Raw genomic sequence first — 19,050 nt, forward strand, 5'->3', positions numbered from 1 at the left:
ATATTAAATTAAATTTCGGACTGCTCTTTGAGCGCCTAATTGTTTCACAAGGATCTCATTTTTGGTTTTGGAATCAAATTAACTCTACAAACTATTCAAGATAATATGAAAGAGTGGGCTATCCCACTTATCTTTCATGTCTACTGGCTCATAAGAGTTCAATTAAGGAAAACGATAGTTCCATTAATACAGCAGCAGCCGATCAAATAAAGTTGTCTGCAAAAAATTCAGATTCCCCTTGAACCTTACGTAACGTAATGATTTATAGTGAACGTAACAACAGGATAAAAAACAGGACAACGGCTAACAAATCTTAACAAGATAAATTCTAAATCGGAGGAGAAACGGACATGAGAAAACTCGTATTGTTCATGCATGTGTCGCTGGATGGGTATGCGTCAGATTCAAACGGAGGACTGGATTGGATACCGTACAACGAGGAATTAGAGAAATACGCCGAGGAGGTCGTAGCCGAAGTTGGCTCTCCCGTATACGGCCGTACGACGTATCGGATGATGGAGAGCTACTGGCCCAAGGTGCTGGATGATCCGAATGAGTCGAGGCACAGTATAGAGCATGCTAAATGGCTGCAGGATGTTAAGAAAATCGTCATTTCCGGCACGATGGACAAGGCGGAATGGAACAATACTATGCTGATCAAGGACAATATCGCAGAGGAAATAAAGGCGCTCAAGAAGCAGCCGGGCAAAAATCTCGTTATCTTCGGCAGCCCGGGGGCTGCGAAGACGCTGCTTGAGCTCGGCCTGATCGACGAATTCCTACTGACGATTTGTCCGGTCGTCCTAGGCAACGGAAAATCGGTATTCGACGGCGGCGTCGAGAAAATCAGGCTTAAGCTGCTGTCCAGCCGAACGCTCAAGTCGGGCATTATCGCGACCCGCTATGAGTTGGAGAAATAGTCGCGTATGGCAGCTGACACATGATGGTCAGCTGCCGTTTTCGTTAAAGTAACGAGCAGAATAGTTAAGAGTCGTTTAAAGATGAATACAGATTAGCTTGTCCGCTTGGTATGATTAAGCAGGCTAACCATGATCTAGGAGCAGTTTGCCGCCGTGCAAGCTGCTTTTTGTGTCATTGAGCTATTGGGCAACTTAATTATAAGTATTCTATACGCCCTAAAATCTGGAGTTTAATGGTAAACTCAAGGTATTATTTATAGCTTGGTTGAGGGAGTGATCTGCGTGGAATTACATAGCGGAGCAGAGGATGTAATAAATAATTAAATAATTATTCTACTTAGAAAGGACAACACTTTTTGATGATAATACATAGTTATGACTACAAAAACCATGACGAGTACCGAGCAAGCTTCAATCGACTTTCCAAACTAGTATTTGGGATTGACTTCGAAGCATGGTACCAAAAGGGAGCCTGGGGCGATCGCTATATTTGTCATTCAATTGTTGCAGATGACCAAATAATCGCGAATATTTCGGTAAGTAAAATGGATTTGGTTATTAATGGTGAAAGCAAAAGCGCACTACAAATTGGAACGGTAATGACTCATCCCGAGCATCGGGGTAAGGGATTGTCCGGACAACTGATGGAGTATGTATTGGATACCTACGAAGGCACATGCGATTTGCTTTTCTTATTTGCGAACAGCACCGTGCTCGAATTTTACCCTAAGTTTGGATTTACGGCCTTACCTGAACATCAATTTTATTTAAACATAGCTGTTCAGCCGGAAGGTGAACCAATATTAATGGAAAAACTAGATGTTATGAAGGAAGAGCATTGGGATTTAATTAAACAAATGCTTTATTCCCGTAGACCCATTTCAAACCATGTTGGCGTCACAAACAGCGAAAGTTTATTTCAATTTTATGCTTTGAACATCTTCCGCGAATGCCTATATTACTCGCGAACTGACGATGCCATTCTCGTTTTTGAGCATGAAGGCGATTTGCTGCATTTGTATGAGGTGATCAGCGACAAACAGGTGAACATGGAGACGTTGGTTTCGCGGATTACAACGAAACAAACAAGGAAAGTTCGGTTTCACTTCACACCCGATCAACTCCTCAACAAAGCTTATGTAGAACCCTATGGTGAGCAAGAAGATGTCTTGTTTATTAGAACGCTTTCTGATTTGGGAAAGCTGCCCGAGTTTTGTATACCTACGCTGGCTCATGCTTAGCGGCTTGGCAGACATGGGCCCGAATTTTCGAACGCCAATTCCATTCCCCATTGACAGCTCTTGAATATCTCATTAGTGGCCGCATAAATTGCGGCTTTTTTTGTGTTTACCGATGTAATGACGAATAAACGGCTCATGTAACACTTGATATGAATTAAGCAAGTAGTGCAGGCTGTAACGCAATATTTTAAATCTTGCGTTACAGCCTCTTTTTGTATCTTGTGTAACTAAACATAACATATATAAGTCTTTATATAAAAAATCACAACAAATAAGTTCACGTTTTTGTGAGATTCACAAAGAAAATCAGTATTTTGTGTGATATAATATGACACAAGGGAAAAATATACTTCGGATATGTGATTGATTGTTACTAATTCTCACAAGATGAGAGCAGAGGAAGGGGAAACATAACATGCAGGTTACAGCAAATCCCTATGCTTGGCCGTACGATGGCAGGATCGATCCTGCGAAAACAGCGCTCCTTATTATTGATATGCAAATCGATTTTTGCGGCAAAGGTGGTTATGTGGAACAGATGGGATACGATTTGTCGTTGACGGCCAAGCCTATTAAACCTATCAAAACGCTGCTGAACCGGGTTCGCCAAATTGAAGGAATGACGGTTATCCATACAAGAGAGGGCCACAAGCCCGACTTGTCCGACCTTCCTGCAAATAAACGTTGGCGAAGCAAGCAAATCGGCGCTGAAATAGGCTCACTTGGTCCTGCCGGACGCATACTGGTGCGAGGGGAGCCGGGCTGGGAAATCATTGAAGACCTTACCCCGATTGAAGGGGAGTTCATTATCGACAAGCCGGGCAAGGGAAGCTTTTATGCAACAGACTTGGATCTCGTGTTAAAGAACAGGGGCATTACTCACTTAATACTGACTGGCATAACGACTGACGTTTGCGTTCATACGACAATGCGGGAAGCAAATGATAGAGGTTACGAATGTTTAATCCTTGAGGATTGCACAGGCGCGACAGATCCAACCAATCATCAAGCGGCGCTTCATATGGTGACAATGCAAGGCGGGGTGTTCGGCAGCGTCAGCAGCTCAGCGGATGTACTGATGGCTCTGGAAAACTACTAACTTAGACTAACGCGAAACTTCTATTCAGCATCCAGCTATTGTTTATCCATAAATAGAGACATACCGGAGGGAAATATGATGTGGAATAAGAAATCATTGTTTATTGTTCTGGCGGCTCTGATGCTTGTTGTAACGGCTTGCGGTTCCAATGTAAAAACCAGCACCAACTCAAATACGGTCTCTTCTAACTCGGCAGCCGGAGAGACAAAGAAGTTGAAAAAAGTCGTGTTGAGGCTGAAATGGATTCATCAAGCGCAATTTGCTGGCTATTACGCAGCGGTTGAAAAAGGCTTCTATAAGGAAGCGGGATTGGATGTTGAAATCAGGCCGGGCGGAGCCGATTTTCCTTCCGTTCAGATGGTCGCTTCGGGAAGCGAGCAGTTTGGCGTAACGGGCGCAGATCAAATTCTGATGGCTCGGGAGAAAGGCGTGCCGGTTAAAGCAGTATCAGCGGTATACCGCAAAACGCCATTCGTATTGTTTAGCTTAAAAGATTCGGGCATTACGAAGATCGAAGATCTTGCCGGCCAGAAGGTAGGCGTGAAGCTTGGCGGCAATGAAGAGCTGACCTTCCGAGCGATGGTGAAAAGCGCGGGCATAAATGCGAAATCGATTGATGAAATGCCAGTGAAATACGACATGAGCCCGCTGCTCAGTGGTCAAGTCAAAGCATGGCCGGGTTACGTCATTAATGAGGTGCTTGCCGTTCAAGAGCAAGGGCATGAGGTGAATATTATCCAGCCTGGCGACTACGACATTAATTTTTATGCAGATACGTTATTTACGACGGAATCGTTGATCAAGAAGGATCCTGAAATGGTGAAAAGCTTCGTTGAGGCCTCGATGAAGGGGTGGGAATATGCGATCGCCAATCCGGAAGAAGCAGCTGGGTTTGGTCTGAAGTTCGGGGATAAGTTGGACCTGGGCCATGAGACAGCGATGATGAAAGCAAGCATTTCGCTGCTTGAGCCGGATAAACTGCCGCTTGGCAAGATGGATACCGAAGCCTGGGACGTTTTGCAAAAAAGCTTGATTGATTTGAAGTTTCTGAAGAAAGAACAAGAACTGGATAAAGTGTTTACGAATGACTATATCGAATAGGGAGTGATTGATGTGCAAGCGACGGTAAGTGAATTGAGGAATGGAGTGGCAAAGCAAGAACAAGCATCGGTTTCTTCGATGAACGAAATCGCGGTTACATTAAAGAATTGCTCTCTTACGTTCGGCGATGTTCCTGTACTGAACAATGTTTCCTTAGACATCTATAACAATGAATTTGTTTCTATCCTTGGCCCAAGCGGCTGCGGTAAGTCCACGCTGCTGCGCTTGATGCTGAGTCTCCTCCAGCCGAATGCTGGAGGGGAGGTTAAGCTCGCAAAGGATCTCTCGATCGGGATGGTATTTCAGAAGCCGGTTCTGATGCCTTGGCTTACGGCCATACAGAATATCGTACTGCCTCTGACGATCGGAGAGAAACGCTTCTCGAAGAGAGAAGCTCGGGACAAAGCGGAGGGGGCGCTTCGGCTGGTTGGCCTGCAGGATTTTACGAATCACTTTCCGCATCAATTGAGCGGTGGCATGCAGCAACGTATCGCTATCGCGCGAGCGCTTGCTGCTGACCCGGCTGTGCTCTTAATGGATGAGCCGTTTGGCGCGTTGGATGAATTCACGAGAGAGAAATTGAATTTCGAGCTGCTGCGGCTGTGGGAAAGTCCCGACACAAGCTTAAGCACAGTCGTTATGGTCACCCATTCGATTCAAGAATCGGTCATTATGTCGAACAGAATCGTTATGATGTCGCCAAGGCCAGCCGGTGTGGATGCCATTATTCCCGTTCCTCTTCCTGCGCACCGTAAAGTGGGCATGGAGGAGCTTCCGGAGTACCATCGTACCGTTAATGAATTAAGAAAGAGGGTCAAGCACTTATGATTAATAAATTAAAAGGCAGCATGTACCCTATCAGTTTTGCGCTTGGCTTTATTATTTTGTGGGAGCTGGCCGTCCGTTTGTTCCATGTCCCCGTGTATTTACTTCCCGCTCCTTCCGCCGTCATTGAGGTTATGGACGGATCGCTGTCGTCCCATATGCTCGTCACGCTAACGGAGGCGTTGGCAGGTTTTGTGCTCGCTAATATTTTGGGGATGATAACGGCCGTTATTTTCGTTCACTCCAAGTCCATTGAGAAGGGAGCTTTCCCGCTGGCCATTGCGCTTAAGACGACTCCGCTCGTCGCGTTGGCTCCGCTGTTGGTCGTTTGGATGGGCACCGGCTATTCCTCGAAGGTTGTCGCATCGATGCTGATTTGCTTTTTCCCGATTCTCGTCAATAGCGTCAAAGGTCTGAAAGCCATTGAACATGAGGCTTGGGAGCTGTTCTCCACCTATAAAGGAACAAAAGCGGAAATATTCTGGAAGCTGCGCCTTCCGACGAGCTTACCTTACGTATTCTCTGCTTTGAAAATATCCTCGTCGCTTGCAATCGTAGGAGCGATCGTCGGGGAATTTGTCGGAGCGAACAAAGGGCTAGGCTATGTCGTACTCGTATCCTCCTATCATATGGATACGCCGATTATGTTCTCGGCCATTATTGCATCGGCATTATGCGGACTGTTGCTTTTCTGGGGCATTAGCTGGTTGGAGAAGAAAGTTGTATTTTGGCAAAGGGCGGATGATCTATGATGAAATGTTCAGTTATTAAAGTACCGACTCGTTCACCGAATGATATGGCTGCGCTGCAGCGTTATATTGACGAGTCGCTTATTAACCCGAAGGAAGTTGTAGCCGTGCTGGGCAAAACGGAGGGGAACGGCTGTGTCAACGACTTTACCCGCGGGTTTGCGGTTCTGGCTTTGAAAAATTTGTTCGCTTCTTATAAGGAAGCTTCTGCTGAACCGGTCTCGTTCGTGATGTCCGGAGGAACGGAGGGGATATTAAGCCCTCATCTCTCGGTCATTACCCGGAGCGAATCCGATGCGATTAAAAGCAAGCGGGAGTTGTCTTCATTAGCGATTGGCGTAGCAAGAACGCCTGATTTCATGCCTGAGGAGCTTGGGCGTCTCGCCCAAGTGGACCAAGTTGCAGAGGCCGTTCTCCGGGCGATGGATGGGGCGGGCATCAACGATGCTGCCGACGTGCATTTTGTTCAAATTAAATGTCCGCTGCTGACGGCGGAGCAAGTGCAGGAAGCGATTCTGAGAGATGCCTCCACTGTAACCGAGGATACTTACAAATCTATGGGCTACTCCCGCGGGGCATCGGCGCTTGGCGCAGCCGTAGCGCTTGGAGAGATTGAACGGGAGCGACTGCAGGATACGGATATTTGCCACTCGTGGGAGCTTTTCAGCAATGTGGCATCTACGTCGGCAGGCAGCGAACTCGCCTATTGCGAGGTTATCGTATTCGGCAACTCTGCTTATGCGGAAGGGCCATATTTTATCGATCACGATGTGATGAAGGATGCGATTGACGCGGGAGCACTGAAGCGAATTCTGGAGAAATACCCGAATGCCGAGATGGTGCAGGTGCTTGCTAAGGCTGAGGCGGATCCAACCGGAAATATTAGAGGCAAGCGGCATACGATGCTCGATGACTCGGACATTAATCATACCCGTCATGCACGCGCAGTCGTCGGAGGTGTTCTCGCTTCTGTATGCGGCGATCCAATGATCTACGTATCCGGAGGTGCGGAGCATCAGGGTCCAGCGGGCGGCGGACCGGTAGCGGTTGTTTTTCGGCGTAACGAACATAAATAGAGGAAGATAGGAGACTGACTATATGACACTAGCAAATGAGACAGAGGTTATCGTTGGGGAACAAATGGAATGGGGGCTGATGCCTGACCATATTCATTTGTATCATAGAGAGATCGTATCGGCGGCTCAAGCGGATAGGCTGGGAATCCGTTCGAGCTCGATTCTTTGGGAGAAAATCGGTGTCGGTGGGCAAGTACTGCCTCACTATCACGATGTCGCCGAAATTATTTATATTTCCGTCGGAAAAGTAAAACTGCTCTGCAACGGAGAATGGAAAAGCTACAAGGCTGGCGATACGTTTCATGTGCCGGCCGGGGTTATTCATTCCGTAGCGAACGATGATGATCAGCCGTCCGAACAAATCAGTATTTTTCTCCCGGTTGAGGAGAACGTGCCTGCCAACTCGTTTTTCAATACAACTCTCGTGGAAGATGTTTATTCCATTAAGAAATAGAATAGCGGGGTAATGCCATTGGAGACTAACAATCAGGCAAGCTTCACCTGCGGAGACATATTGCTGATACCCGATTTCAAAGAAGCAGTCGTACTAGCCGGTGCCGGCGGTATGCATCGGAGCATTAACCGGGTCAATGTCATGGAAGTGCCTGATGTCATTGATTGGGTGAGGCCGGGTGAATTTCTCATTACGAGCGGTTTCCCGTTCCGGGATCAGCCGGGGGCAATAGCGGACATTATTCCGCAGTTGGTTGAAAAAGGCGTTGCCGCGCTTGGCATTAAGACGAAGCGGTTCATCGAGGAGATTCCGGAGCGGGCGCTTGAGCTGGCGGATCGACTCGCTTTTCCCGTCTTTGAACTTCCGGCTACGACCGTCTTCTCGGATGTTGTCCGCGATATTATGGAGCGAGTGCTGGTGACCGAAGTAAGGGAGCTGTCACTGCTGCAAAGCCGATTCCAGAAGTTATCCCAGCAGCTGTTATATGGAAATGGAATTGAAGAATTTTTGCAAACGCTCGATGGTATGCTGAATAATCCGATCGTGCTGCTCGATGATACCGATCAGCTGTTTCTATCCCCGCAAGCCGGGTTGTTGGAGCAAGCGGCGAATGTCGAGCTCTGGTCGCAGCTGCGGATAGAGACGAATCTTGGCGTCAGCTTCATATCGCTTGGCGACCGCCGTATTCGGGTATACGTCTCCGAGGTGAACGATAAGCAGCATGAGAAGTGTTTGCTTATTCTGCTGGAGTGGAATCAGGAGCATTCCATCGTCGATCAACTAACGATAGATCGTGTCGGCATTCTAGTGGGATTGGAAATGATCAACGCAAACGCCCGGAGAGAGGTTGAATTAAAATATATTGACCAGTTTCTTCAGGATTGGATTTCCGGGCGGATCGTGGCAATGGAGGATTTGAAGCTCAGGGCAGAAGCATCAGGCAGCCAGCTGGAGGATCAGCAGCAGCTCTGCGTAGCGCTTGTGCGCTGGTTGAATGGGAAACCGTCGGTTAAGCAACTGCAGCAAGTAGTCAGAAGGCTTCGTTCCAAGTCGCTTCGCGATGGGCTGCAGATCACGATAGCGGAAGGGGAATTGATATTTCTTATTCCGGTTTCCGCGCAGATCTCGAAACAGACGGCGCTTGACCGGGTTGCGGCAGACCTGAGATCGGTTATTGATTCGTCGAATGCTTTCTCGCTTTGTATCGGCAATGTCGCCAGCCGGCCTGACCTGGTGTGCGAAAGCTATGAAGAAGCCAAAAAAATTCATCACATCAGCACGATTTGCAATTATGAAGAGCCCTATGTGGATTTTAAACGGCTTGGAGCTTTTCAACTGTTATATCACCTGCCGCATTCAGAGGCAGTTATACAATATCGGGATCAGTATATCGTTCCGCTGCTCGAATACGACCGTAAACATCAATCTCAGCTGTATGAGACGATCCGCGTTTATTTCAAATATAACCGGAACATAAAAAAGACGTCCGCGAAGCTGATTACGCATTACAACACCGTTTCTTACCGGGTGGAACGGGTATGCGAGCTGCTTGGCATTAACGTCGATGACGGCGACGACATTTTACAGCTGTATTTGGCCGTTAAGCTAAACGAGATGAGGCCGGTAATGTTATGAGTTTAGGAGGCTGGTCATGAGCAAATCAGGTATTCCGGTCAAGCTGACCATCGAGCGGCTTCGAGAGTTGTACGTAAGCGGCACGCTTACGCCTGAGGCTGTTGTTAATGGAATTATGGAGCGCGTTCAGGCGGATGCAGGTATGAACATTTGGATTACGCCGCCAACTATGGATCATGTTCAGCCCTATTTGGATCGGTTGAAGGGGACGGACCCGGAAAGTCTTCCGTTATGGGGTATTCCGTTTGCCATTAAGGATAATATCGATGTGGCGAAGATCCCAACGACGGCAGCATGCCCTGCATTTTCCTATACACCTCAAGAGCATGCTACTGTCGTGCAGCGGATGATAGATGCAGGTGCGATTCCACTCGGCAAAACAAACCTGGACCAGTTTGCGACCGGACTAGTAGGCGTCCGCAGCCCGTATGGCGAGACGCATAATGCGCTGCGTCCCGAGTTGATTAGCGGCGGCTCAAGCTCAGGCTCGGCGGTCGCTGTAGCACGCGGCCATGCAGCTTTTGCCTTTGGTACGGATACAGCCGGTTCCGGCCGGGTTCCGGCTGCATTGAACAATCTGGTCGGCTTTAAGCCAAGCCTTGGAGCTTGGCCGACCAAAGGCGTTGTTCCGGCTTGCGCCAGCCTTGACTGCGTCAATGTATTTGCCCATTCCCTCGCGGATGCGTTAGAGGTTGATAAGCTTGCGCGTGGCATCCATGAATCCGATTCATGGTCCCGCAGCATCGAGCGTTCGGCATCGAAGCTCCCGCACAAAGTTTTATTGCCAAGCGTCAAGCCGCAGTTCTATGGACCCTATGCGGCAGAGTATGAAGAAGCTTGGGATGCAGCAGTAGAGAGGATTACTAAACTTGAAGTCGTTGTGGAATATGCCGATTACGACCTTTTCACCCGGGCGGCGGCGTTGTTATACGACGGGCCTTGGGTTGCAGAGAGGTGGGCGAGTCTGGAACCATTTGTAACAGCTAATCCGGGAGTAACGTTTGAGACGACGGAGCGAATTTTGCGGTCTGGTGCTTCTGGGAAGCACAGTGCAGCTTCCGTGTTTAAAGCTATGCACCAGTTGCAGCAGTATAAGCTAGAAACCAAGAAGCTGCTTAAGCAGTCGGTAATGGTGATGCCGACCTGCGGAGGCACATGGACACGCGAGCAGGTGAGTGCCGATCCGATAGGGGCAAACTCGGATATGGGACGCTATACCAATCATTGCAATTTGCTTGATTTATGCGCAGCTGCGATTCCTGCAGGCTTTGCCGCTGATGAGCTGCCATTTGGAATTACGCTGTTCGCGCTTGCCGAAGAGGAGGCGCTTATTACCGGCGCTGCTGAGCTTTTCCTTACGGGAGAATGCGTTGCAGCTATCCCGCCTATATCTATTTCCGTAACGGAGCAAGCAATGGTACCCGTTGCCGTGTGCGGACTTCATATGCGTGGATTTCCGCTGGAAAAGCAAATGCTGGAGCATGGTGCCCATTTTGTTCGCGAGGCGGCTACAGCCGCAAAATATCAATTGGTGAAATTGCCGACCGTTCCGGCTAAACCCGGCTTAATCAAGAAGGGTAACGGAGGGCATTCCATTCAGTTGGAAGTATGGGAAATGCCGAAGGCGGCATTTGGCGCATTCACAGCCCTTATTCCTGCACCGCTTGGAATCGGGAAGATCGAGCTTGAGGATGGCACCGAAATTTCAGGCTTCATTTGCGAAGGTTATGCGGAGCAAACAGCTGTAGATATTACCGCTTCTGGCGGTTGGCGTTATATTACCGTATAGAGCACCAGGGGATGGCAGTTGCTGAATGCGGCTAAGCCCATTGACTTCGTATGACGGATTGTTTTTCAATAAGCACATTGCAGCAGCCGGTCGATAATGACCGGCTGCTGATGTTCTCAGCTTTGGTTGTTGTAGTATTGTACTTTGGGCAAAAAACCTCTTGCAAAAACTAATGGTATTAGTTATTATAAAACTAACGATATTAGTTTATGAGCGAAGGTGGTTAATTAAAGTGAGAGTGACACGTCATGAACAGGTTTACCAACTTTCTTTTATGCCCAAAATGTTTCCGGTGAATTGTTATTTGGTGGAGGAAGAGAAGAGCTTGACGCTAATTGATGCCGCGATGCCGGGCAATGCCGAGGCTATTCTAAAAGCGGCAAAGCAGATCGGCAAACCCATTACGCGTATTGTTCTGACCCATGCTCATAGCGATCACATTGGAGCTTTGGATGCTATAAGGAAGCAGTTGACCGATGTTACGGTATATATTTCTGCCCGCGATTCCAGACTGCTTAACGGTGACCGCTCGCTTGACCCGAATGAGCCGGAAACGCCAATTCGGGGCGGCGTGCCTAAGCCGGGCAAAATCGCAACGCGCCCGGATGTGCTTCTGCGGGATGGAGACCGCGTAGGTTCCTTGCTGGCGATAATGACGCCGGGCCATACGCCGGGTTCGATGTCCTTTCTGGACTCGCGAAGCCATGCTTTGATTGCGGGAGATGCTTTTCAGGTGCGCGGTGGAATAGCGGTAAGCGGACAGGTGCGCTGGAAGTTTCCTTTTCCTGCGATGGCGACCTGGAATAAGATCGAATCGCTCCGCAGCGCGATGAAGCTGCTGAATCTGAAGCCATCCTTGCTGGCTGTCGGTCACGGGGATTTGATTGTTCAACCGGAAGCGATGATGGAGTTGGCCATTCAGAGTGCTTCACGCAAGCTTGATTCCGTAATTGTTCATTAAGAAAGGGAGAATAGACCATGTCACCAAGAATAGGATTGGATCTGCCAACCATCATACAAAAGGCTGCCGAGCTGGCGGACGAGAACGGACTGGAATCCGTTACCCTCGCCTCGTTGTCCCAGAAGCTTGGTATCCGTTCTCCTTCTTTATATAACCATGTGGACGGATTAAGCGGACTTAAGGAGAAGCTTGCCTTGTACGGACTCAAAAATCTGCATGACAGGCTGCTCCGCGCGGTTGCCGGAAGATCGGGCGATGATGCCGTCTTTGCCATCGGGCTTGCTTATATCGGATTCGCGAGAGAGCATCCGGGCCTGTACGAGGCTACGCTTCCGGCCCAGCAGACAGAGGACGCGGAGCTGATCAAAGTAAGCGAGGAATTGATTCAGCTCATTATTACGGTGATGGACTATGCTTATAAGATGAAGCAGGAGGATACGATCCATCTCGTCAGGGGCTTCCGCAGCTTTATGCATGGCTTCGCAACGCTGGAGAGAAGCGGAGGCTTCGGGCTGCCGGTAAATCTGGATGAGAGTATTCAGGTTGTGCTTAAGGTCTATTTGGCCGGCATTCGGGAGCAATTCCGTTCTTAAATCTTTATAACCGTTTACTCAAGAGGTCGGGCGATCCCCTTCCTATAGTCATCGGGGGATTGTCCGGTAAATTTTTTGAACGTTTGGCTGAAATGCGAGACGTATTTGAAGCCAATCTCAAAGGCCGTCTCCGTAATAGAACGGTCCGGGTTCATCGTAAATAGCATTTTAGCCTGATTGATTCGCCGCTGATACAGGTAATGGAACAAGGTGATGCCGGTTGTTTCCTTAAAGATCTTTACCAGGTAATGCTTATTAAGATGCATATAATCGGCGATATCGTCCAGTTCAAGATCCTCCCGGTAATGCTCCTCGATATAAGCGATCAGCTTTTGGACGTTCTGATGCTTGATACTGCCAGGCGGAGAAGCTTGTCCGTAACTAGGCATATGGGCGAATTCGTAAATAAGCAGCAGCAGCTCTTGAAAACAAAGGATTAACCGGTCATGAGACAATGGATCATCGCTTTGCCGGAGCTGGCATAACCGTTCCAGCAGCGGTTCGATCCTTGCCTGCTCCTCGGCTTTGAGGGAGATCAGGCGGTTTGTCTGTCTCTCGAAGGGAAGCAGCAGGGGAATCAGAAAAGGCGGCTGAAATAAGCCTGAAGCAAACGCCGGGTCAAAATGGACAACCGTCCGGCAATATTCGTAGCGGTTATCGATGGACGGATAATGAAGAGTCATCCCGTTCATCAGAATGAGGTTGCCCGGAGCCAGCTCATAGATGCTGTCGCCGATCAGAAGCTTACATTTGCCGCTGTGAAAATAATAAATTTCATATTCCAGATGGGAATGAAAGTCAGTCGGAATCTGGGATGTATTGTACATCGCTTCAATGGGAAGCGGGTATCGCTCTTGAACGCTCATGAAATTCCTCCACCGGATGAAATAGCTGTTGTTTTATTATACTGCTCGTCCTTCAAATACACCAACCACATATAAATGGGCCAGCGATGAACGATAACCGGATAGAAGCGGTTCGCCCCTGGCGGTGGTACGATGTGATTAGGACAAGTTGAGGAGGAAAATTCATGATGATCAAGGAACAACTGGCCATAGAATCCGTCAGTGCGATGAAAGAAACCGTTGGACGTCTTGCGATGACGATGCCGGTAACGGATATGCATACCCATTTGTTTTCCGCCGATTTCGGCAATTTGCTGCTGTGGGGAATCGATGAGCTGCTTATATATCATTATCTAATTTCCGAGTCGTTCCGCTGGGCGGATGACCAGGAGTCGTATGACGCCTTCTGGGCCATGTCGAAGCGGGAGCAGGCGGACTGGATCTGGAACAAGCTCTTTATCGAGCATTCGCCGATCAGCGAAGCTGCAAACGGCTTTATTACGATATTGCACCGTCTTGGTCTTGACGTTTCCTCGCGTAATCTGAATGATTACCGTGAGGCGCTTGCCAGCCGTACGACGGCTGAGCAGGTGGACGAGGTTCTCCGGATCTCGAACGTGAAGCATGTCCTTATGACCAATGATCCGTTTGATCCGGAAGAGCGTGAAGTATGGCTGAACCGCGGCGGCAATACGGATTCCCGGTTCTCCGCTGCCCTTCGGGTAGACACCCTGCTGAATGACTGGCCTAATGCTGTCGTACAGCTCCGTTCCCTTGGTTACGACGCTTCCGAGGAGTGGACGGAGAAGACGAAGGAAGAAGTATGCCGCTTTCTATCCGAATGGATTGTCCGCATGGACGCTTTGTATCTGGCGGTATCGATGCCGGGCGACTTCGTCTATCCGGCTGAAGACCACCGCACTCGCATGATTGACGAAGCGATGGTGCCGGTCTGCCAGAAGCATGGCATTCCGTTTGCCCTCATGATTGGCGTTCGCCGCCGCGTGAATCCGGAGCTTCGTCTTGCGGGCGACATGAGCATGGACTCGGACGTGTCCGCGGTTGAAGCTTTATGCCGCAATTATCCGAAGCAAAAATTCCTTATCACGATGTTGGCCCGCAGCAATCAGCATGAGCTGACCGTGCTTGCGCGGAAGTTCCGCAATCTGATGGTGTTTGGCTGCTGGTGGTTCCTTCACATCGAATCGATGGTCGAGGAGATGACGAAGTTCCGTCTTGAACTGCTGGGCACCTCCGTCATTCCGCAACACTCGGACTGCCGTGTATTTGAACAGCTGATTTACAAGTGGGAGCACTCGCGCCGCATTATCGGGCAAGTGCTGGCCTCGAAATACGAGCGTTTGTACAATAACGGCTGGAAGGTAACGGAGGATGAAATCAAGCGGGATCTTGACGATTTGTTCAACCGGAACTTCTGGCGATTCCTCGGCAAGAAGCAGCCGGAATAGTTAGGAGGAGAAGCGGGCGATGCCTGCTTCTTTTTTTGTGAATTCTAATGATTTCGCCTTGCCTGTACAACATCACTTTCCGTTAAAAAAAATCGAATCTATGCGGGGATGCGCCATATACTGTTGTAACGCAACAGGGATGGAGGCGACCCTACGTGACCGATAAACGTTTGCCGCGCAGCTCCCTTCTTTCAATAGGCGGCATGTTATTTCCAATCGTTGTGCATGGCATACATTTGCTTCTTCCGCTGCTCCTTACGGGCGGCATAAGCGCAATGGAATGGTCCAATATGCAGCATCATAGCGGCGGAATGAACGGCATGATGAACGATCCTTTCATGGACGGCATTATGATGGGAATTATGATTGTCTCTGTCCTGTTTACCGTCGGGTATCTTGTCCGGATTTGGCGTCTCCGTGATTGCAGCCGAGCGGCAGCCTGGTGTTATACCGGTGTTTCCGCCGCCTGCTTTGGTTTGTTATTAATACTGGCGTAACGGTTCTTTCGGTCCGGTGAGGGCCGTTTTTTTGGGAAGACAAGCTCCGGTAAAAAAGTTTATTGCGCTTTCAGGAAATCTCTGCTCTAATGGGTATGACTTGCAAAATAGAAACGGATAGCGGAGCGAAAGGATTGCAGCGGGATGGAAACAAAGGGCAGTGTCTATAGGCTCGGCATGCAGATGATGCCGCGCGTCTGGTTTAATGCGCGGATCGATTTCAGCGCGACTTTATTATTCAGTATTTTTAACGTAGTATTAAATCAATTTTTTATGCCGTTCGCGATCCGCGAAGGGGCTACCAACCTGCAGGTGGGGCTATTGTCCGCGGCGCCGGCAGTAGGTCTACTGTTCTCGCCGATATGGGCGGCATGGATTGAGAGGTCGGGCAATCCGAAACCGTTTGTTATTATTCCGAACCTCATTGGCAGACTGCTCATTATTTTTCCGGCCTTGTTTGCTTATCCATCCGTTTACGTTGCAACCGCTCTGGTCTTTCAGATCCTAATGGGGATACAGGCTCCGGCTTACGCTTCTCTAGTCGCGCGGATGTATCCAGCCGATGTGAGAGGCAGGCTGATGGGGTATGTGCGGGTGGCGAGCGGAGCGTTAATGATTCCTCTTGCGTATGTCGTTGGCTCCTGGGCTGACGCCTCGGGCCCGTCGGGCCCGCTTATTACGGCTTCCATATTCGGAGTAGCATCCATTATCTTATTTAAATCGCTTCGGCTTCCGAAGCAGGTTCTTCATGCGCCTTCCAGAGCAAGGGCCAAGTTCTCACTGCGCGATCAGTGGGCATTGGTGTCGGGTAACCGCAAGCTGGCTGTATTTCTTGCAGCGACCACCTTTTCCGGCTTCGGCAATATGCTGTCCAATCCGCTGTACCAGATCATTCAGGTGCAGGTGCTTGAGTTGAATAACGTGCAGATCGGTTTTGCCCGAATATCCTATTACGCAGGACTATTGCTTACTTACTTGATCGCCGGACGATTAATTGACCGGATAGATATTAAACATGTCCTGCTGTGCGGGATTAGCGCTTATGCAATCGTACCGATGTTATATGGAGTATGGGGAACCTATTCGGCTGTTATCGTAGGCAACGGGATTCAGGGCGTAGGAGAGGCCATTTGGGATATCGGCATCCTTGCCTTTGTTTCCAGACTTGCCCCGGGAAGGGAAGCGGCCGTGTTTGGCGTGCATCTTATGCTGTTTGGCGTTCGCGGCACATTAGGACCGCTGCTTGGAGCGGGCTTGTCGGACACCGTATCGTTAACGATGCTGCTTGTCATTGCTTCCATTTGCGGCTGGATCGGAACAGCGCTGTTCTTGCTTGGCAACCGAAAAACATTAAACGAAAGTTCGGCTTCAAGTTAATGGATATATAACAGGACCTGAATGAGGGTCCTTTTTTCTTTGCATTTGGAAATTCATTATAAAAAGACTTCCCTAAAGATTGCGAAGTTAATCAGGGCATGTTCATTTCTCGTTCATATTGGTCTGCTAAAATGCAAACAAAAGCCATAAAAGGGGAATACGAGAGATGAACAACTGGAAAATTGTACTAAGCGCTGTCGCAATCTCGGTTGCTTTGGCAGGCTGCGGCTCTAAGTCGGGTGAATCGGGCACTGCCGCGAATGGAACAACCGGACAAGCCCAGCAGCAAAACCAGGGGCAGCAAGGCGATTTTCAAGGTAGAGCCATGATGGGCACAATCGGAAAAATTAAATCGATTAATGGACAGACCATTACGATTTATAAATCTTCATTCCAAAGACCGGAAGGTGGCGGACAGTCTCCTCAGGGCGATGCGGCACAAGGAGATGCGCCAAACGGCAACCCTCCTTCAGGCAATCCTCCTCAAGGCGACGGCTCGGCGCCTCAAGCGGGCGACGGCCAGAATTCCGGCGGCGGACGCCAGCGTAATATGGAGAACATGTTCTCCGACGAGACTATGGACATTACGGTAACGGATGCAACCAAGATCGTGTCCGCATCCTTCGCCGACGGGAAAATGACGGAAACAGACAAGACGCTTGCTGATCTGAAGGCCGATGATATTATTACAGTACAATTGAAGGACGATACGCAGGAAGCAGAGTCCATTCGTCTAGGCGGTTTTGGCGGCGGTGGATTCGGCGGCCGGGGACGCGCCGGTCAATTCTCGAATGGCGGCGGAGCCCAGAACGGGCAGCAGGCTGATCAGCAGACAACGACAACGAAGTAAAAACGCAAAAAGAAGCCCGGCAGGGCTTCTTTTTGCTGCGTATGAAACAACAAAGCCAGCTGCATCGAATGATAACAGCCGGCTTTGGGATATGCTATTGTAATATTTCCTTTGTGGGTCTTTGTGGGTTTAATACAATGAGATCGTTAAAGTATCTTTTTCGTACAACGAGTGGAGCGTAGCTTCACTGCCGACGATTTCAACGCTGATTAGCGATCTAATACAGTTTTTCAAGGCATTTTTACCCGTTGTAACCTTGCGGTTCAGGACATCGGACAACTTTTCGATTGCTTTTTTATTCGTATCAGTTAAATAAACGGGAATTGTGCGGTTATTAAAGAGAATCATTGTTTTCATAGGGGAATGCCTCCATTCCATTGATAGACTTTGATATAACATATACGGATAAAACCTGCAGAAGGTTTCGCCCGATTTTCAATTAGCTTACTTTTTTACTACCTTGGCGATAAATCCGGACTATAGACGGGTCGCTTATGTTCGATCGAAGTTTACTAATGATCTTATTCTAAGCGACAAAGATTAAGATAATCTTAAAAAATGGTTATGATTTCTTTACAAATCAAGGAATCTGCGGCCGCGCGGATGCAAAAGAGGACTAGTTAAGCGGCTCAAACGGAAGAAATGGCAAAATCGCATAAAAAAATAGTAATAAGACAACTGTTTTTTTGTTTGCCGCAACCCGTATAATGAGAATCGTAAAGACTATGAAATAATAGACGGTTACAAGGAATTGAATGATAAAGGAGTGCTTGTCAGATGACACGTCCGGGTATCGGTTTACAAATGTATACGCTTCGTGAAGAAACAGCTCAAGATTTTGAAGGTACATTGCGCAAAGTTGCGGCAATGGGTTATGAAGGCGTCGAATTTGCCGGTTACGGAGATATTCCTGCCGAACAAATGAAAGCGCTGCTAGAAGAGCTTAATCTGGTTGCAATCGGCAATCACGTTCCTCTCGTGAATCTTGAAACAAAGATCGATGAGGAAATTGCTTATTTGACTACAATCGGTGCGAAATATGCGATCTGCCCATGGCTTCCTGTTGAAGTCCGCGATGCGGATGCCTGGAAGAAGCATCTTGTAAACTTCGCGGAATACGGTAAGCGATTCCAAGAAGCAGGCATTGTTTTCTGCTACCATAACCATGAATTCGAATTCGAAGTTGAGATCGATGGACAAGTCGTATTCGACAAGCTGTACGAAACAGTAGGCGCTGACCTGCTGCAAGTCGAGATGGATCTTGGCTGGGTACAATATGCAGGCCGCGATGTGCTTGAATATATCTCGAAATATGCCGGCAGACTGCCGCTAGTTCACTTGAAGGACTTCGTTAAAAATACGGAAAAAGCTGAAATCGATACGGTTGAACTTGGCCGCGGCGATCTGGATCTGCTGCCGCTTATCAAGCAATCGGAGCAAGCAGACGTAAAATGGCTGATCGTTGAGCAGGACCGCTGCGCGAATCCGCCGCTTCAATCCGTTGAAGAAAGCATCAACTGGCTGAAAACGAACTATTTGAACCAATAATATTCGACTTTTGACTATAGA

19 protein-coding genes are annotated in these 19,050 nt (G+C 48.7%); 17 read left to right on the forward strand and 2 right to left on the reverse strand.

Annotation, left to right across the window (positions count from 1 at the left end):
- The first annotated feature begins 350 nt into the window (after window positions 1–350).
- The 12 genes from WFJ73_RS29665 to WFJ73_RS29720 all read left to right on the forward strand — a co-directional run bounded on the left by WFJ73_RS29665 (window position 351) and on the right by WFJ73_RS29720 (window position 12,443).
- A complete protein-coding gene (locus WFJ73_RS29665) occupies window positions 351–920 on the forward strand; it encodes a dihydrofolate reductase family protein (RefSeq protein ID WP_336776504.1) in 570 nt (189 codons plus the stop codon).
- Between the two features lie 359 nt (window positions 921–1,279).
- The gene (locus tag WFJ73_RS29670) at window positions 1,280–2,161 is read left to right on the forward strand and encodes a GNAT family N-acetyltransferase (RefSeq protein WP_336776583.1); all 882 of its coding nucleotides are present in this window, start codon (window positions 1,280–1,282) and stop codon (window positions 2,159–2,161) included.
- Window positions 2,162–2,576: 415 nt separating this feature from the next.
- On the forward strand, window positions 2,577–3,260 hold the full coding sequence (biuH, locus tag WFJ73_RS29675) for a biuret amidohydrolase (protein ID WP_336776505.1): 684 nt from the start codon (window positions 2,577–2,579) through the stop codon (window positions 3,258–3,260).
- Window positions 3,261–3,335: 75 nt separating this feature from the next.
- The gene (locus WFJ73_RS29680) at window positions 3,336–4,361 is read left to right on the forward strand and encodes an ABC transporter substrate-binding protein (protein ID WP_336776506.1); all 1,026 of its coding nucleotides are present in this window, start codon (window positions 3,336–3,338) and stop codon (window positions 4,359–4,361) included.
- Between the two features lie 45 nt (window positions 4,362–4,406).
- A complete protein-coding gene (locus tag WFJ73_RS29685) occupies window positions 4,407–5,189 on the forward strand; it encodes an ABC transporter ATP-binding protein (RefSeq protein WP_336776507.1) in 783 nt (260 codons plus the stop codon).
- On the forward strand, window positions 5,186–5,938 hold the full coding sequence (locus tag WFJ73_RS29690; RefSeq protein ID WP_336776508.1) for an ABC transporter permease: 753 nt from the start codon (window positions 5,186–5,188) through the stop codon (window positions 5,936–5,938). Before WFJ73_RS29685 ends, WFJ73_RS29690 begins: the two co-directional genes overlap by 4 nt.
- Window positions 5,935–7,011 (forward strand): ring-opening amidohydrolase, encoded by a 1,077-nt coding sequence (locus WFJ73_RS29695; protein WP_336776509.1) that lies wholly within the window; start codon window positions 5,935–5,937, stop codon window positions 7,009–7,011. The genes WFJ73_RS29690 and WFJ73_RS29695 overlap by 4 nt, the downstream gene beginning before the upstream one ends.
- Window positions 7,012–7,033: 22 nt before the next feature.
- Window positions 7,034–7,465: a cupin domain-containing protein gene (locus tag WFJ73_RS29700; protein WP_336776510.1), complete on the forward strand. Its 432-nt coding sequence runs from the start codon at window positions 7,034–7,036 to the stop codon at window positions 7,463–7,465.
- Window positions 7,466–7,483: 18 nt separating this feature from the next.
- Window positions 7,484–9,100, forward strand: a complete 1,617-nt coding sequence (locus tag WFJ73_RS29705) for a PucR family transcriptional regulator (RefSeq protein ID WP_336776511.1) — start codon at window positions 7,484–7,486, stop codon at window positions 9,098–9,100.
- Window positions 9,101–9,116: 16 nt separating this feature from the next.
- Window positions 9,117–10,889, forward strand: a complete 1,773-nt coding sequence (gene atzF / locus WFJ73_RS29710; RefSeq protein WP_336776512.1) for an allophanate hydrolase — start codon at window positions 9,117–9,119, stop codon at window positions 10,887–10,889.
- Window positions 10,890–11,121: 232 nt separating this feature from the next.
- Window positions 11,122–11,850 carry an MBL fold metallo-hydrolase gene (locus tag WFJ73_RS29715; RefSeq protein ID WP_336776513.1) on the forward strand — a complete coding sequence of 243 codons (729 nt, stop codon included), beginning with the start codon at window positions 11,122–11,124 and terminating at the stop codon, window positions 11,848–11,850.
- 17 nt (window positions 11,851–11,867) lie between these two features.
- Window positions 11,868–12,443 carry a TetR/AcrR family transcriptional regulator gene (locus WFJ73_RS29720; RefSeq protein WP_336776514.1) on the forward strand — a complete coding sequence of 192 codons (576 nt, stop codon included), beginning with the start codon at window positions 11,868–11,870 and terminating at the stop codon, window positions 12,441–12,443.
- A 14-nt stretch (window positions 12,444–12,457) separates the two neighbouring features.
- Here the strand turns inward: WFJ73_RS29720 and WFJ73_RS29725 are convergent, their stop codons facing one another.
- A complete protein-coding gene (locus WFJ73_RS29725; protein ID WP_336776515.1) occupies window positions 12,458–13,309 on the reverse strand; it encodes an AraC family transcriptional regulator in 852 nt (283 codons plus the stop codon).
- A 167-nt stretch (window positions 13,310–13,476) separates the two neighbouring features.
- On the opposite strand from WFJ73_RS29725, the gene WFJ73_RS29730 reads away from it, so the two are divergent.
- From WFJ73_RS29730 to WFJ73_RS29745, 4 genes are all read left to right on the forward strand, one after another.
- Window positions 13,477–14,757 carry a glucuronate isomerase gene (locus WFJ73_RS29730; RefSeq protein ID WP_336776584.1) on the forward strand — a complete coding sequence of 427 codons (1,281 nt, stop codon included), beginning with the start codon at window positions 13,477–13,479 and terminating at the stop codon, window positions 14,755–14,757.
- Between the two features lie 155 nt (window positions 14,758–14,912).
- Window positions 14,913–15,254 (forward strand): hypothetical protein, encoded by a 342-nt coding sequence (locus WFJ73_RS29735; RefSeq protein ID WP_336776516.1) that lies wholly within the window; start codon window positions 14,913–14,915, stop codon window positions 15,252–15,254.
- 144 nt (window positions 15,255–15,398) lie between these two features.
- Window positions 15,399–16,631 (forward strand): MFS transporter, encoded by a 1,233-nt coding sequence (locus tag WFJ73_RS29740; protein ID WP_336776517.1) that lies wholly within the window; start codon window positions 15,399–15,401, stop codon window positions 16,629–16,631.
- Between the two features lie 166 nt (window positions 16,632–16,797).
- Window positions 16,798–17,481 (forward strand): hypothetical protein, encoded by a 684-nt coding sequence (locus tag WFJ73_RS29745; protein WP_336776518.1) that lies wholly within the window; start codon window positions 16,798–16,800, stop codon window positions 17,479–17,481.
- A gap of 129 nt (window positions 17,482–17,610) precedes the next feature.
- Here the strand turns inward: WFJ73_RS29745 and WFJ73_RS29750 are convergent, their stop codons facing one another.
- A complete protein-coding gene (locus WFJ73_RS29750) occupies window positions 17,611–17,838 on the reverse strand; it encodes a hypothetical protein (RefSeq protein ID WP_015846443.1) in 228 nt (75 codons plus the stop codon).
- A gap of 420 nt (window positions 17,839–18,258) precedes the next feature.
- Here WFJ73_RS29750 and WFJ73_RS29755 point away from each other — a divergent pair, with 420 nt between their 5' ends.
- On the forward strand, window positions 18,259–19,029 hold the full coding sequence (locus tag WFJ73_RS29755; RefSeq protein ID WP_336776519.1) for a sugar phosphate isomerase/epimerase family protein: 771 nt from the start codon (window positions 18,259–18,261) through the stop codon (window positions 19,027–19,029).
- Window positions 19,030–19,050: the final 21 nt, after the last annotated feature.

This window comes from Paenibacillus sp. MMO-58 (assembly GCF_037146255.1).
Lineage (GTDB): Bacteria > Bacillota > Bacilli > Paenibacillales > Paenibacillaceae > Pristimantibacillus.